The 14,765-nt window shown below is 72.0% G+C and carries 14 protein-coding genes; 11 read left to right on the plus strand and 3 right to left on the minus strand.

Annotated elements, in window-relative coordinates; all coding sequences use genetic code 11:
- Window positions 1–61: 61 nt before the first annotated feature.
- The 3 genes from AC0VYN_RS07270 to AC0VYN_RS07280 all read left to right on the plus strand — a co-directional run bounded on the left by AC0VYN_RS07270 (window position 62) and on the right by AC0VYN_RS07280 (window position 3,119).
- Window positions 62–862: a lysophospholipid acyltransferase family protein gene (locus tag AC0VYN_RS07270; RefSeq protein WP_475535259.1), complete on the plus strand. Its 801-nt coding sequence runs from the start codon at window positions 62–64 to the stop codon at window positions 860–862.
- Window positions 859–1,869 carry an NAD(P)H-dependent glycerol-3-phosphate dehydrogenase gene (locus AC0VYN_RS07275; RefSeq protein ID WP_451690404.1) on the plus strand — a complete coding sequence of 337 codons (1,011 nt, stop codon included), beginning with the start codon at window positions 859–861 and terminating at the stop codon, window positions 1,867–1,869. Before AC0VYN_RS07270 ends, AC0VYN_RS07275 begins: the two co-directional genes overlap by 4 nt.
- A gap of 92 nt (window positions 1,870–1,961) precedes the next feature.
- Complete coding sequence (locus tag AC0VYN_RS07280) at window positions 1,962–3,119, plus strand: D-alanine--D-alanine ligase family protein (RefSeq protein WP_475535260.1); 1,158 nt, start codon at window positions 1,962–1,964, stop codon at window positions 3,117–3,119.
- A 22-nt stretch (window positions 3,120–3,141) separates the two neighbouring features.
- Here AC0VYN_RS07280 and AC0VYN_RS07285 read toward each other — a convergent pair whose 3' ends face one another.
- Window positions 3,142–3,624: a DUF3515 domain-containing protein gene (locus AC0VYN_RS07285; RefSeq protein WP_385464661.1), complete on the minus strand. Its 483-nt coding sequence runs from the start codon at window positions 3,622–3,624 to the stop codon at window positions 3,142–3,144.
- Window positions 3,625–3,644: 20 nt separating this feature from the next.
- Window positions 3,645–3,878, minus strand: coding sequence for an Lrp/AsnC family transcriptional regulator (locus tag AC0VYN_RS07290; RefSeq protein WP_003973433.1), 234 nt, complete (start codon window positions 3,876–3,878; stop codon window positions 3,645–3,647).
- A gap of 225 nt (window positions 3,879–4,103) precedes the next feature.
- Here AC0VYN_RS07290 and AC0VYN_RS07295 point away from each other — a divergent pair, with 225 nt between their 5' ends.
- A complete protein-coding gene (locus AC0VYN_RS07295) occupies window positions 4,104–5,072 on the plus strand; it encodes a thiamine-phosphate kinase (protein WP_385464658.1) in 969 nt (322 codons plus the stop codon).
- Window positions 5,069–5,872: a bifunctional hydroxymethylpyrimidine kinase/phosphomethylpyrimidine kinase gene (gene thiD, locus AC0VYN_RS07300; protein WP_475535261.1), complete on the plus strand. Its 804-nt coding sequence runs from the start codon at window positions 5,069–5,071 to the stop codon at window positions 5,870–5,872. Before AC0VYN_RS07295 ends, thiD begins: the two co-directional genes overlap by 4 nt.
- 162 nt (window positions 5,873–6,034) lie before the next feature.
- Here thiD and rpmB read toward each other — a convergent pair whose 3' ends face one another.
- On the minus strand, window positions 6,035–6,220 hold the full coding sequence (gene rpmB / locus AC0VYN_RS07305) for a 50S ribosomal protein L28 (protein ID WP_003993230.1): 186 nt from the start codon (window positions 6,218–6,220) through the stop codon (window positions 6,035–6,037).
- Window positions 6,221–6,483: 263 nt separating this feature from the next.
- On the opposite strand from rpmB, the gene AC0VYN_RS07310 reads away from it, so the two are divergent.
- The 6 genes from AC0VYN_RS07310 (at window position 6,484) to AC0VYN_RS07335 (ending at window position 14,763) form a co-directional block, all read left to right on the plus strand.
- Entirely contained in the window at window positions 6,484–8,220 is a 1,737-nt protein-coding gene (locus AC0VYN_RS07310; protein WP_475535262.1) for a DAK2 domain-containing protein, read from the plus strand.
- A gap of 50 nt (window positions 8,221–8,270) precedes the next feature.
- Window positions 8,271–11,492, plus strand: coding sequence for a helicase-related protein (locus AC0VYN_RS07315; protein ID WP_475535263.1), 3,222 nt, complete (start codon window positions 8,271–8,273; stop codon window positions 11,490–11,492).
- Window positions 11,493–11,594: 102 nt separating this feature from the next.
- On the plus strand, window positions 11,595–12,182 hold the full coding sequence (gene rsmD / locus AC0VYN_RS07320; protein ID WP_451690414.1) for a 16S rRNA (guanine(966)-N(2))-methyltransferase RsmD: 588 nt from the start codon (window positions 11,595–11,597) through the stop codon (window positions 12,180–12,182).
- Between the two features lie 26 nt (window positions 12,183–12,208).
- Complete coding sequence (gene coaD, locus AC0VYN_RS07325) at window positions 12,209–12,688, plus strand: pantetheine-phosphate adenylyltransferase (protein ID WP_077798916.1); 480 nt, start codon at window positions 12,209–12,211, stop codon at window positions 12,686–12,688.
- 142 nt (window positions 12,689–12,830) lie between these two features.
- Window positions 12,831–13,976 (plus strand): cell division initiation protein, encoded by a 1,146-nt coding sequence (locus AC0VYN_RS07330; RefSeq protein ID WP_475535264.1) that lies wholly within the window; start codon window positions 12,831–12,833, stop codon window positions 13,974–13,976.
- 142 nt (window positions 13,977–14,118) lie between these two features.
- A complete protein-coding gene (locus tag AC0VYN_RS07335; protein ID WP_475535265.1) occupies window positions 14,119–14,763 on the plus strand; it encodes a YceD family protein in 645 nt (214 codons plus the stop codon).
- The last annotated feature ends 2 nt before the right edge of the window (window positions 14,764–14,765 follow it).

Raw genomic sequence — 14,765 nt, forward strand, 5'->3', positions numbered from 1 at the left:
ACAGACGGGCGGCCCGGAGCGACACTTGTGCGGCCCCAGGCCCTGGAGGAAAGGTGTCAGCGTGCCCCGCCGCAGAATCGGCTTCTGGTACCGCTTCGCCGCGGTGATCTGCAAACCGCCGCTGGTGGTTCTGATCAAGCGGGACTGGCGGGGAATGGAGAACATGCCGGCCGACGGTGGATTTATCACCGCCGTGAATCACAATTCGCACGTCGACCCCTTCGCGTACGCGCACTACCAGTACAACACCGGTCGGGTGCCGCGATTCCTCGCCAAGAGCGGCCTCTTCAGGAAGGGGTTCGTCGGCGCCGCGATGCGCGGCACCGGGCAGATCCCCGTCTACCGCGAGAGCACGGACGCGCTCAGCGCCTTCCGGGCCGCGATCGACGCCGTGGAGCGCGGCGAGTGCGTCGCCTTCTACCCCGAGGGCACCCTCACCCGCGACCCCGACGGCTGGCCGATGACCGCCAAGACCGGTGCCGCGCGCGTCGCCCTGCAGACCAAGTGCCCGGTGATCCCCGTCGCGCAGTGGGGCTGCAACGAACTCCTGCCTCCGTACGCGAAGAAGCCCCACCTGCTGCCGCGCAAGACCCACCGCGTGCTGGCGGGCCCCCCGGTCGACCTGTCGCGCTTCTACGACAAGGAGATGACCGCGGAGCTGCTGAAGGAGGCCACGGAGGTCATCATGGCCGCCGTCACCCGCCAGCTCGAGGAGATCCGCGGCGAGAAGGCGCCCGAGACGCCCTACGACCCGCACCGCGAGCGGATCGAGCAGCGGCGCCGGACGCAGGCACAGACGCAGGCGCCGCAGGAACCGACGCGGACGCCGCAGGGGAAGCAGGCAGAAGGGCAGGGAACGTGAGCAAGCCCGTCAAGGCGGCCGTCTTCGGCACCGGATCGTGGGGCACCGCCTTCGGCACGGTCCTCGCCGACGCCGGATGCGACGTGACCCTGTGGGGGCGCCGCGCCGCACTCGCCGACGCCGTCAACTCCACCCGGACCAACCCGGACTACCTGCCCGGTGTCGAGCTCCCCGAGAACCTGCGGGCCACCACCGACGCCGCCGAGGCCGCGCGCGACGCCGACTTCACCGTCCTCGCGGTCCCGTCCCAGACCCTGCGCGCCAACCTCGCCGACTGGTCGCCCCTGCTGGCGCCCGGCACCGTCCTGGTGTCGCTGATGAAGGGCGTCGAACTCGGCTCCGCGATGCGGATGAGCGAGGTCATCGAGGACGTCGCCAAGGTCGGCGCCGAGCGCATCGCCGTGGTCACCGGCCCCAACCTGGCCCGGGAGATCGCCGCCCGCATGCCGGCCGCCGCCGTGGTCGCCTGCCCGGACGAAGCCGTCGCCCAGCGGCTCCAGACCGCCTGCCACACCCCGTACTTCCGCCCGTACACCAACACCGACGTCGTCGGCTGCGAGCTCGGCGGCGCCGTGAAGAACGTGATCGGGCTGGCCGTCGGCATCGCGGACGGCATGGGCCTCGGCGACAACGCCAAGGGGTCGCTCATCACGCGCGGCCTCGCCGAGACCACGCGGCTCGGGGTCGCCCTCGGCGCCGACCCGCTGACCTTCTCCGGACTCGCCGGGCTCGGCGACCTGGTGGCGACCTGCTCCTCGCCGCTGTCCCGCAACCACACCTTCGGCACCAACCTCGGCAGGGGCATGACCCTGGAGGAGACGGTCGCCGTCACCAAGCAGACCGCCGAGGGCGTCAAGTCCTGCGAGTCGGTGCTGGATCTGGCCCGCCGGCACGGCGTCGACATGCCGATCACCGAGACGGTCGTCGCCATCGTGCACGAGGGCAAGTCCCCCGTGGTCGCGGTCAAGGAGCTGATGTCGCGCAGCGCGAAGCCCGAACGACGCTGAGCGACGCCGGACCGGCACCCGGGTGCACACCGCGCCACGCGGCCCCGCCGACGCTGACTCGCGGCCCCGGGGGCGGGTACTCTCAACGCGATATGAGCACCGAGAACCTCCCCCAGAGCCCCGAGCAGCCGTCTCGCAAACCGCGGGTGGCCGTCGTGTTCGGCGGGCGCAGCTCCGAACACGGGATCTCCGTGGTCACCGCCGGCGCCGTCCTCGCGGCCATCGACCGGACCAAGTACGACGTCCTGCCGATCGGCATCACCCAGGACGGTCGCTGGGCGCTCACCGCCGACGAGCCGGAGCGCATGGCGATCACCGAACGGCGCACCCCGAGCGTCGACCAGCTCGCCGAGTCGACCGAGGGCGCCGTGGTGCTCCCCGTCGACCCCGCCAACCGCGAAGTCGTCTACAGCGAACCCGGCTCCGTGCCCAAGGCGCTGGGCGAGGTCGACGTCGTCTTCCCGGTGCTGCACGGCCCCTACGGCGAGGACGGCACCCTGCAGGGCCTGCTGGAGCTGTCCGGCGTGCCGTACGTCGGCTCGGGCGTGCTCGCCTCGGCCGTCGGCCAGGACAAGGAGTACATGAAGGCGGTGTTCACCTCCTACGGGCTGAAGGTCGGCCCGTACGTGGTGATCCGGCCGCGCGAGTGGGAGCAGGACCGTTCCGGCGCCCGCCGGAAGATCGTGGACTTCGCCGACGAGCACGGCTGGCCGCTGTTCGTGAAGCCCGCCCGCGCCGGTTCCTCCATCGGCATCACCAAGGTCGACGACCTCGCCGGACTCGACGAGGCGATCGAGGAGGCCCGCCGCCACGACCCGAAGATCCTGGTCGAGGCGACCCTGCGCGGCCGCGAGATCGAGTGCGGGGTGCTGGAGTTCGAGGACGGCCCCCGGGCGTCCGTCCCCGCCGAGATCCCGCCGCCCTCGGCGCACGCGTACTACGACTTCGAGGCCAAGTACATCGACTCCACGCCCGGCGTCGTGCCCGCCCCGCTGACGCCCGAGGAGACCGCCGAGGTCCGGCGGCTGGCCGTCGAGGCGTTCGACGCGGCCTCCTGCGAGGGGCTGGTGCGCGCGGACTTCTTCCTCACCGAGGACGGCGAGTTCGTGATCAACGAGATCAACACGATGCCCGGCTTCACGCCGATCTCGATGTACCCGAAGATGTGGGAGGCCACCGGCGTCGGCTACGCGGAGCTGGTGGACCGGCTGGTCCAGGCGGCGCTGCGGCGGTCCACGGGCCTGCGCTGACCCGCGGCGGACCCGGATGTCCTCAGAAGGCGATCCCCTCCGGGATCGCCTTCTTCACTGCCGGGGCGAGATCGACCAGCGGCGCCATCCCGCTTCCCGCCCGGTCCTCGGGAATGGTCACCTCGACGTACGCCTCACGCAGCGTCGTGGTGAACCGGAAGCCTCCGTCGTCCCGCTTGGTCAACTGCCAGCCCACGCCGTCGACCTCGACGCCGTCGGCCTCCGGATCGCTCATCTCCGCGGGCCGTTCCACCCCGCAGCGCAGTATGATCAGCGGGTTTCCCCAGCCCGCCGTCAACGCGGAGGCGGGCTCGGGATCCTCACGGTTCAGGCCGTCCACCGTCGACGGCAGCGCCCTGTCCAGGTTCTGGCACAGCTCGGTGACCTTCGCGCCCGGGCTGGGAACCGCCGCCGGCACGCTGTCGTCTGCCGAGGAGCAGCCTGCGGCGGCGATCAGCAAGGCGAGAGCGGGCAGGCGGAGGCGCCGGTGACGGTAGAAGTTCACCGGCCCAGCGTAGACGGGGGCTAGAGATGGACGACCGGGCAGGTCAGGGTGCGGGTGATGCCGTCCACTTGCTGGACCTTGGCCACCACCATGCGGCCCAGTTCGTCGACGGTGTCGGACTGGGCGCGGACAATGACGTCGTAAGGTCCCGTCACGTCCTCGGCCTGGATGACTCCAGGGAGCTTACTGATCGTCTCGGCGACGGTCGACGCCTTGCCGACCTCCGTCTGGATCAGGATGTACGCCTGTACCACGAAACCTCCAGAGCGGCCACGAGGATCATGTGGGGAAAAGGAACGCCACGGTACCGCGTCGCCGCTCTCCGCGGGGAGACCCGCGGGACGCGAGCCCACGCGCCGGGGTGGTGTGATGACACACGTTGACGGCCACGCCGACCGTGACGACGGCCGTTCCGACCGTAACCAGGACCGGGACGGCGCGCGACCGGGCACGGACAGGGACAGAAGGGGACCAAGGCAATGAAGGGCACTGTTGGTGAGCTCGGCGAGTTCGGGCTCATCAGGGAGCTCACCTCCCGCCTCACCTCCACCCCGGCGGTGCGGGTCGGCCCGGGCGACGACGCCGCGGTGGTGGCCGCGCCCGACCGCCGGGTGGTGGCCAGCACCGACATCCTCGTCGAGGGGCGGCACTTCCGGCGCGACTGGTCCACCGCGTACGACGTGGGCCGCAAGGCGGCGGCGCAGAACCTCGCCGACATCGCCGCCATGGGCGCCGTGCCCACCGCGCTGCTGCTCGGCCTGGTCGTGCCGGCCGAACTCCCGGTGACCTGGCCGACCGAGCTGATGGACGGACTGCGCGACGAGTGCCAGGTCGCGGGCGCCTCCGTGGTCGGCGGCGACGTGGTGCGCGGCGACACCATCACCGTGTCCATCACCGCCCTCGGCGACCTGCGCAACCAGGAGCCCGTCACCCGGGGCGGCGCCCAGCCCGGAGACCTCGTCGCGGTGACCGGCTGGCTCGGCTGGTCCGCGGCCGGGTTCGCCGTGCTCTCCCGCGGCTTCCGCTCGCCGCGCGCCTTCGTCGAGGCCCACCGGCGCCCCGAGCCGCCGTACCACGCGGGCCCGGCCGCCGCGGGGCTCGGCGCCACCGCGATGTGCGACGTGAGCGACGGCCTGATCGCGGACCTGGGGCACATTGCGGAGGCCAGCAAGGTCAGGATCGACGTCCGCTCCGGGCAGATCGACATCCCGTCCCAGATGAACGACATCGGGCAGGCCGTCGGCGTCGACCCGATGCAGTGGGTGCTCACCGGGGGAGAGGACCACGCGATCGTGGCCACCTTCCCGCCCGACGTGAAGCTGCCCGCCCGCTGGAAGGTGATCGGCGAGGTCCTCAACCCCTCGGCGCTGCCCCAGGTGACCGTCGACGGGGCACCCTGGACCAGCCAGGGCGGCTGGGACCACTTCGGCGGGGAGACCGAGGCATGAGGCTCCCCCTGGTCCTCACCGTGGCCGGGTCCGACTCCGGCGGCGGTGCCGGCATCCAGGCCGACCTGAAGACGATGCTCGCCCTCGGCACGCACGGCATGAGCGTGCTCACCGCCGTCACCGCACAGAACTCCCTCGGCGTGCAGGGCGCCTGGGAACTGCCCGTGGAGGCGGTCCGGGCCCAGTACCGCAGCGTCGTGGACGACATCGGCGTGCAGGCGGTCAAGACCGGGATGCTCTCCTCCGCCGAACTCGTCGAGACCGTCGCCGAGTTGATCTCCGGCACCGACGCCCCGGCCGTCGTCGACCCGGTCGGCGTCTCCAAGCACGGCGACGCGCTGCTCGCCGCCTCCGCTCTGGAGTCCGTGCGCACCAGACTGCTGCCGGCGGCCACCGTCGCCACGCCCAATCTCGACGAGGTCGCGCAACTCACCGGGGTGCGCGTCGACTCCGACGCCGACCTGCGCCGGGCCGCCGCGGCCGTGCTGGAGTACGGCCCGCGATGGGTGCTGATCAAGGGCGGCCACCTGTCCGGCGACGCCGTGGACCTGCTCACGGACGGCTCCGAGGAGCACTGGCTGCGCGCCCCGCGCCTCGACAACCGGCACACGCACGGCACGGGCTGCACCCTCGCGTCGGCCGTCGCCTGCGGCCTGGCCAAGGGGCAGTCGGTGCCGGAGGCCGTGACGGCCGCGAAGTCCTACGTCACCGGCGCGATCGCGGCCGGATTCGCGCTCGGCGGCGGCATCGGCCCCGTGGACCACGGCTGGGAGCTCGGGCGGCCCACCGCCCCGGCGTGACGCCGGAGGCGGCCCGCCGGGCAGGCCGGCCTCCGGGAGGCGGGCCGTGCCAGCGGCCGGGCTTCCCGCACCGGAAACCCGGGCACGGCAAAAAGCCGGCCCACCGAAGTGGACCGGCTCAGTGCAGCGGACCGGACAGTGGCCGCGCGCTCAGCTGTAGCGTCAGCGCGAGACCTTGCCGGCCTTGATGCACGAGGTGCAAGCGTTCACGCGCTTCGGCGTCCCGCCGACCACGGTACGCACACGCTGGATGTTCGGGTTCCAGCGACGGGACGTACGGCGGTGCGAGTGCGAGATGTTGTTGCCGAAGCCCGGCCCCTTGCCGCAGACGTCGCAGTTGGCAGCCACGGGTCACTCCAAAGACTTCAGATGCACTTACGGTTGATCCCGGCATGCCGGGACAGGATCTCGAGCGCGAACGGTCCGTGATCTGAGTGGCGGTGCCAGGGGGAGAGCCCGATCGGATCGGGCAACCGGAGCAGCATACAACGGCTGCTCCAGCACAACGAAACTACCACGGCGGTGCAGCGGCCCGCCCCCGGCCCTCTTCCGGTGGGCACCCTCGCGGGGTCTACGCTGCCTGCCACGTCCAGCAGCTCAAGGAGGCGCAGGTGGCGCAGGTGCCGCAGAGGTTCTTCGACGCTCTGGCGGTGCGCACCTGGTGCGGCCTGTCGCTGCGCGCGCTGGGACGGGCGCGCGAGGAGATCGACGCGATCAACGTCTACCCGGTCGCGGACGGGGACACCGGAACGAACCTCTATCTGACCGTCGAGTCCGCCGTCGCCGCCGTGGAGGCCGTGTTCGCGGCGCACGAGGTCGGCCGGGTGCCGGCCGGACGGAACCCGGACCGGCCCGCGGACCCGGCGGGGACGGCCGGCGGACCCACGCTGGCGGACGCCGTCGGCGCCATGGCGCACGGGGCGCTGATCGGGGCCCGGGGCAACTCCGGGACCATCCTGGCCCAGCTGCTGCGCGGCCTGGCCCAGGTGCTCTGCGCGCACGGTGAGAACGCTCACACCGACGGCACGGGCCTGCGGCTGGCCCTGCGGCACGCGGCCGACTCCGCGCGGCAGGCCGTGGCCCACCCGGTCGAGGGCACCGTCCTCACGGTCGCCTCCGCCGCCGCCGACGCGGCCGGGAACGCCGAGGGCGACTGCGCGGCCGTGGCGCACGCCGCCTACGAGGGCGCCCGCACGGCCCTCGCCGCGACCCCCGGACAGCTTCCGGTCCTGGAGCGCGCCGGAGTGGTCGACGCCGGGGGCCACGGCCTGGTGACCGTCCTCGCGGCCCTGGTCGAGACGTTCACCGGGCGGACACCGGTGCCGGGAGCCGCGGCGGGAGCGGTGGCCGTGCCGCACGCGCGCGTGGAGCACACCGGCGGGGAGACCGCCGGGGAGTGCGCGGCGCCGGACGGCCCCGGGGACGGACCCGCCTTCGAGGTGATCTACCTCCTGGAGGCCGAGGACACCGCCGTGGCACGGCTGCGGCAGCGGCTCGACGCCCTCGGCGACTCGCTCGTCGTGGTCGGCGGCGACGGGCTGTGGAACGTTCACGTGCACGTCGACGACGCCGGCGCCGCCGTGGAGGCGGGCGTCGAGGCCGGACGGCCGTACCGGATCCGGATCACCCACTTCGGGGCCGGCGACGTGCACACCACCGGCACCGAGCGCCCGCCGCGGGAACGGGCCGAGCGCGCCGTGGTCGCCGTCGTGCCCGGCGAGGGCCTGGCCGGGCTGTACGCCGAGGCCGGCGCCACCACGGTGCTCGCGCGCCCCGGGGAGCCGCCCGCGAGCGGGGAGCTCGTCCAGGCCGTACGGCGGGCGCACGCGCGCGAGGTCGTGCTGCTGCCCAACGACGCCGAGCTGCGCCACACCGCGGCCGCGGCGGCCGAGCAGGCCCGCGCCGACGGCATCCGCGTCGCCCTGATCCCGACCCGCTCCGCGGTGCAGGGCATCGCCGCGCTCGCCGTGCACGAACCCGAGCGGCGCTTCGACGAGGACGTCGTGGCGATGACCTCGGCGGCCGGGGCCACCCGCTACGCCGAGGTCACCGTCGCCGAGCACCGGTCCTGGACGACGGCCGGCATCTGCCAGGCGGGCGACGTCCTCGGCCTCGTCGACGGGGACGTCGCCGTGATCGGTGCGGACGTCACGGCCGTCGCGAGTACCGTGCTGGACCGCATGCTCGCGGCCGGCGGCGAACTGGTCACCCTGGTCGTCGGCGACGACGCCCCCGAGCCCCTCGCCGGACTCCTGGAGGCCCGTGTCCGCGAGGCCTACCTCGCCGTCGACACGGTCGTCTACCGGGGCGGCCGGCAGGGCGCGCCGCTCCTGATCGGCGTGGAGTAGCGCACCTCGCTCCGGCGGGGTGGCCGGCGATGTCAGTGGAGTGGTGTGCAATGGATCTCGTGCCCGCACTGCAAGAACCCCTGAAGAAGGTGCTCGGCCCCGCCACCGCGAAGGTGATGGCCGAGCACCTCGGCCTGCACACCGTCGGCGACCTCCTCCACCACTACCCCCGCAGATACGAGGAGCGCGGCCAGCTCACCCACCTCGCCGACCTCCCCATGGACGAGCACGTCACGGTGGTCGCCCAGGTCGCGGACGCCCGCCTGCACACCTTCGCCTCCGCCAAGGCGCCGCGCGGCAAGGGACAGCGCCTCGAGGTGACCATCACGGACGGCAGCGGCCGCCTCCAGCTGGTCTTCTTCGGCAACGGCGTCCACAAGCCCCACAAGGAGCTCCTGCCGGGCACCCGGGCGATGTTCTCGGGCAAGGTCTCCGTGTTCAACCGCCGCCTTCAACTGGCCCACCCGGCATACGAGTTGCTGCGCGGCGACACCGACGGCGAGGAGACCGTCGAGTCCTGGGCGGGCGCGCTCATCCCGCTGTACCCGGCCACGGCCAAGCTGGAGTCCTGGAAGCTCGCCAAGGCCATCCAGACGGTCCTGCCCGGCGCGCAGGAGGCCGTCGACCCCCTGCCGGACTCCCTGCGCGAGGGACGCGGCCTGGTCTCCCTGCCCGAGGCCCTCCTGAAGATCCACCGCCCGCACACCAAGGCGGACATCGAGGACGCCCGCGCCCGCCTGAAGTGGGACGAGGCCTTCGTCCTCCAGGTCGCCCTGGCCCGCCGGCGGCACGCCGAGACCCAACTGCCCGCGGTCCCGCGGAGGCCGAAGCCGGACGGCCTGCTCAGCGCCTTCGACGACCGCCTCCCGTTCACCCTCACCGACGGCCAGCAGAAGGTCTCCCGGGAGATCTTCGACGACCTCGCCACCGACCACCCGATGCACCGGCTGCTCCAGGGCGAGGTGGGCTCGGGCAAGGCCCAGCCTCTCGATTCCCTGGTGCTGACCCCTGCAGGCTTCCGGCCCATGGGTGAGCTGCGAATCGGGGACGAGGTGGTGGTCCCGACCGGGGAGATCGCTCGGATCGACGGCGTCTTCCCTCAAGGGGAACGCGAGGTCTGGCGTCTCGTGCTGTCCGACGGCAGCTCTGTCGAATGCGACGACGAGCACCTGTGGATTGTCGGCACGAGTTGTGGCTGGCACCGAGGGCAGGCTCCTAAGGTCCTCACGACCGGGGAGATCCGACGGGACACGTACCAAGCCAACGGATCCTCCAAGTGGTATCTCCCGCCCGCGACGCCGGTGGATCTCGGCGGAGACCACGCCCTGCCCCTCGACCCGTACCTGTTCGGTCTTCTCCTGGGAGACGGTTCGTTCCGGCACAACCTCCGGCTCTCCACCGTTGACGACGAGATCCGGGACGCAGCAGCGGCGAACGTCGCACCCGAGTGCAAGCTGGTCCCGGTGCCAGGCTCCCGCTGCGACTACACGATCCAGCTCGCACAGCGTGCCGGGGGGGTGCGCAACCCTGTGATCCAGTCCCTTCGGGACATGGGCTTGTGGGGCGTGGCCTCGCACGGGAAGTTCATTCCCGGCATGTTCAAGAACACGACGATCAAGAATCGCCTGGCCCTGCTGCAAGGGCTTCTGGACACCGACGGGACCGTTCACGCGGACGGCATGAGCGTGTCGCTGTGCTCGGCGTCCCGACGACTTGCAGACGATGCCGCTTGGCTCGTGCGTTCTCTCGGCGGCCGGGCACGGGTCCTGCCCAAGAACGCGGCTTTCAACGTGTCGATCGCGTTGCCCAGCGAGTACCCGCCCTTCAGATTGTCCCGCAAGGCTGAGCGAATGGGTGCCCGGCCGAAGTACAACACCTTCCGGCGGGGGATCCGCGCGGTCGAGTACGTGGGGCGTAAGTCCGTCCAGTGCATCAGCGTCGCCCACCCGAGTCACGCCTACGTCACCGACCACTTCACGGTCACACACAACACCATGGTGGCCCTGCGCGCCATGCTCGCCGTCGTCGACGCGGGCGGTCAGGCCGTGATGCTGGCGCCCACCGAGGTGCTCGCCCAGCAGCACCACCGGTCGGTCGTCGAGATGATGGGCGAGCTGGCCGAGGGCGGCATGCTGGGCGGCGCCGAGCACGCCACCAAGGTCGTGCTGCTCACCGGCTCGATGGGCGCCGCCGCCCGCCGCCACGCCCTGCTCGACCTGGCCACCGGCGAGGCCGGCATCGTCATCGGCACCCACGCCCTGATCGAGGACAAGGTGCAGTTCCACGACCTCGGCCTGGTCGTCGTCGACGAACAGCACCGCTTCGGCGTCGAGCAGCGCGACGCCCTGCGCGGCAAGGGCAAGCAGCCTCCGCACCTGCTCGTCATGACGGCCACGCCCATCCCGCGCACCGTCGCCATGACCGTCTTCGGCGACCTCGAGACCTCCGTCCTGGACCAGCTCCCGGCCGGCCGCTCCCCGATCGCCAGCCACGTCGTCCCGGCCGCCGACAAGCCGCACTTCCTGGCCCGCGCCTGGGAGCGGGTCCGCGAGGAGGTGTCGAACGGCCACCAGGCGTACGTCGTCTGCCCGCGCATCGGCGACGAGGAGGACGGCGCCGGGAAGAAGCAGGGGCCGCCGGAGGGCGACGCCGACAGGCGCCCGCCGCTCGCCGTCCTCGACATCGCCGAGCAGCTCGCGAAGGGACCGCTGCAGGGACTCAGGGTCGAGGTGCTGCACGGCCGCATGCAGCCCGACGACAAGGACGCCGTCATGCGCCGCTTCGCCGCCGGCGAGACCGACGTCCTGGTCGCCACGACCGTCATCGAGGTCGGCGTCAACGTCCCGAACGCCACCGCGATGGTGATCATGGACGCCGACCGCTTCGGTGTCTCCCAGCTCCATCAGCTGCGCGGCCGCGTCGGCCGCGGCTCCGCCCCCGGCCTGTGCCTGCTGGTCACCGAGATGCCCGAGGCGAGCACGGCCCGCCAGCGGCTGGGCGCCGTCGCCGGCACCCTCGACGGCTTCGAGCTCTCCCGCATCGACCTCGAACAGCGCCGCGAGGGCGACGTCCTCGGCCAGGCCCAGTCCGGCGCCCGCACCTCCCTGCGCGTCCTCGCCGTCATCGAGGACGAGGAGATCATCGCCGAGGCGAGGCAGGAGGCGGCGGCGGTGGTGGCCGCCGATCCGGAGCTCACCGGCCTGCCCGGCCTCCGAACGGCCCTCGACGCCCTCCTCGACGAGGAGCGGGAGCGGTACCTGGAAAAGGGATGAACATCACCGGCCCGGGGCGCGGGGCCGTGCCGGCACACGGCTCCGCTGCCCGGCGCGACCAGCCACACTGAACACAACGCCGTCTACGACCAAGGACCCCAGATGACCCGCGTGATCGCCGGCAAGGCCGGCGGACGTCGCCTAGCCGTCCCGCCGGGAACGGGCACCCGTCCCACCTCCGACCGCGCGCGCGAAGGCCTCTTCTCCACCTGGCAGTCCCTGCTCGGCGGCCCCCTGGACGGCGAACGGGTCCTCGACCTGTACGCCGGATCGGGCGCCGTCGGCCTGGAGGCGCTGTCCCGTGGCGCGGGCCACGTCCTGCTCGTCGAGGCCGACGCCCGCGCGGCCCGCACCGTCCGGGACAACGCCAAGTCCCTCGGTCTGCCCGGCGCCGAGGTCAGGGCGGGCAGAGCGGAACAGATCATCCGCACCCCGGCCCCGGCCGAGCCGTACGACATCGTCTTCCTGGACCCGCCGTACGCCGTATCGGACGACGATCTTCGGGAGATCCTGCTCACACTCCGCACGGAGGGGTGGCTCACCGCGGAAGCGCTCGTCACCGTGGAGCGCAGCACCAGAGGCGGCCCCTTCGGGTGGCCCGACGGCTTCGAGGCGATCCGGGCCCGTCGCTACGGCGAGGGAACGTTTTGGTACGGTCGCGCCGCCTCTACGTGCGAAGACGCACGATGACCGGACCGGAGAGCGAGGGAACTCTAGTGCGCCGCGCCGTCTGTCCCGGGTCGTTCGACCCCATCACCAACGGACATCTCGACATCATCGCCCGGGCCTCCAGCCTCTACGACGAGGTCTACGTCGCGGTGATGATCAACCAGGCCAAGAAGGGCCTGTTCGAGATCGAGGAGCGGATCGACCTCATCGGCCAGGTCACCGCCGAGTACGGGAACGTCCGTGTGGAGGCCTTCCACGGCCTCCTCGTCGACTTCTGCAAGCAGCGCGAGATCCCCGCCATCGTGAAGGGCCTGCGCGCGGTCAGCGACTTCGACTACGAGCTGCAGATGGCCCAGATGAACAACGGCCTCTCGGGCGTGGAGACCCTCTTCATCCCCACCAACCCCACCTACAGCTTCCTGTCGTCCTCCCTGGTCAAGGAGGTCGCGACCTGGGGCGGCGACGTCTCCCACCTGGTGCCGCCGCTGGTCCTCGAGGCCCTCTCGGAGCGCCTGAGGAAGGACTGAGCGCGCCCCCGCACGCCTCCCGCACGCCCCCGCGCAGCTCCCGGAGACCGACATCCCGTCACCCGGTGTCCCCGCGACACCCCAGGGTCGTACAGTCGTCCCGTCCGTCTCCAACACAGCTGTAGAGAGTGGCGAGCACACGGTGGACGTGCAGAAGAAGCTCGACGAGATCACCGCGATGGTCTCCGGCGCCCGCGCCATGCCCATGTCGGCCTCGTGCGTGATCAACCGCGCCGAGCTGCTCTCGATGCTGGAGGAGCTGCGCGCCGAGCTCCCCGGTTCGCTCGCCCAGGCCCAGGAGCTGATCGGCGACCGCGAGCAGATGGTCGCGCAGGCCCGCGAGGAGGCGGACCGGATCATCGAGAGCGCGCACGCGGAGCGCGGCTCCCTGATCTCCGGCACGGAGGTGGCCCGCCGCTCCCAGGCGGAGGCCGACCGGATCCTCGCCGAGGCCCGCCAGGAGGCCGAGGAGGTCCGCGCCGAGGCCGACGACTACGTCGACTCCAAGCTCGCCAACTTCGAGGTCGTCCTCACCAAGACCCTCGGCTCCGTCGGCCGTGGGCGGGAGAAGCTCCTCGGCACCGGCCCGGGCCTCGACGAGAACGGCTACGAGGACGAGGACGCCCCCGAGCGCAGCCACGACCCCGAGACCCTGCGCCGCGACGCCGACACCTACGTCGACACCAAGCTCGGCGCCTTCGAGGCGGTCCTGGCCAAGACCCTGGAGGCCGTCGGCCGCGGCCGCCAGAAACTGCACGGCCGGATCGCCACCGACGACCTCGGCGCCCTCGCCGACGACCTCACCACCGTCCAGCACTCCAGCGACGCCGACTACCTCGCCGACCTCGCGGCGCTCTCGGACGCCCCCGCCGCGCCGCCCCGGCAGCAGGAGTACGGCGAGCAGCAGCCGGCGGCGGCGCAGGCGCCGGCCGTACCGGAGATGCCGCCGCAGCAGCCGGCGTACGGCTACGCGCAGCAGCAGCCCGATCCGTACGCCGGTTACCAGCAGCCCTACGGCGGCCAGCAGGACGCCTACGGCTACCAGCAGCGGAACCCCGACCCGTACGCGTACCAGGGCTACGACGCCCAGCAGCCGGGCTACGACGCCCAGCAGCCGGGCTACGACGCCCAGCAGCAGACCTACGACGCCCAGGGCTACGCCCAGCCCCAGCAGCCCCCGCAGCTGCCGCCGGCCCAGCCGGGGACCCTCGAAGAGACCAGCCTCTTCGACACCGGCATGATCAGCGCCGAACAGCTCCGGGCCTACGAACAGGGCCGCGGGCTGTAGCCCGGCGCCGGCCCGGGGGCCGGATTGGGCCGAGAGCGAAAGGTCCAGTATCCTGGCTCTTCGGTCGCGCGTACGTCCGTGATCAACGCTGCCCGGGACACCGCAGGGCGGCGTCCCCCCACTCAGAAGATCGAAAGCAGGAATGGCCCTGAACGCCCGCCTCGACCACCGAAACCCTCTCGTGTTCGACACGCACGAGCTGGGACGGCGTCCTGGTGCGCTGCAGCGCCTGAACCGCACGGTCGACGCTCCCCGGGAACTCGGTGTCACGGGAGTCATCGGAGTGCCGGAAGGCGCCCCGTTGGAGCTCGAGGTCCGGCTCGAGTCGGTCATGGAAGGGGTGCTCGTCACAGGCACCGCCCGTGCCAAGGCCGAGGGGGAGTGCGTAAGGTGTCTGGAGCCGCTGGAGCAGCAGCTCGAAGCGGACTTCCAGGAGATGTTCTCGTACCCTGACGCCGACGACCGGGGCCGCGTGAAGGCGGAACCGGCCGACGACGCCGAGGAAGACGAGGACAGGCTCTTCGTCGAGGACGGTCTGATCGACCTCGAACCCGTGCTGCGTGATGCGGTGGTGCTCGCACTGCCGATGCAGCCGGTGTGCCAGGAAGACTGCCAGGGTCTGTGCTCCGAGTGCGGAGTACGCCTGTCGGACGACCCGGACCACCACCACGACGCCGTCGACATCCGTTGGGCGGCTTTGCAGGGACTCGCCGGTTCACTCGAAGACGGCGAGAAGGACGAGATGAGCGGCGCCGAACCGGGCGTCGACGAGAAGCAGGAGAAGTAGCC

It is taken from the genome of Streptomyces sp. 63XJN7_1_ISO-PGPR-S23-121 (genome assembly GCF_056173025.1).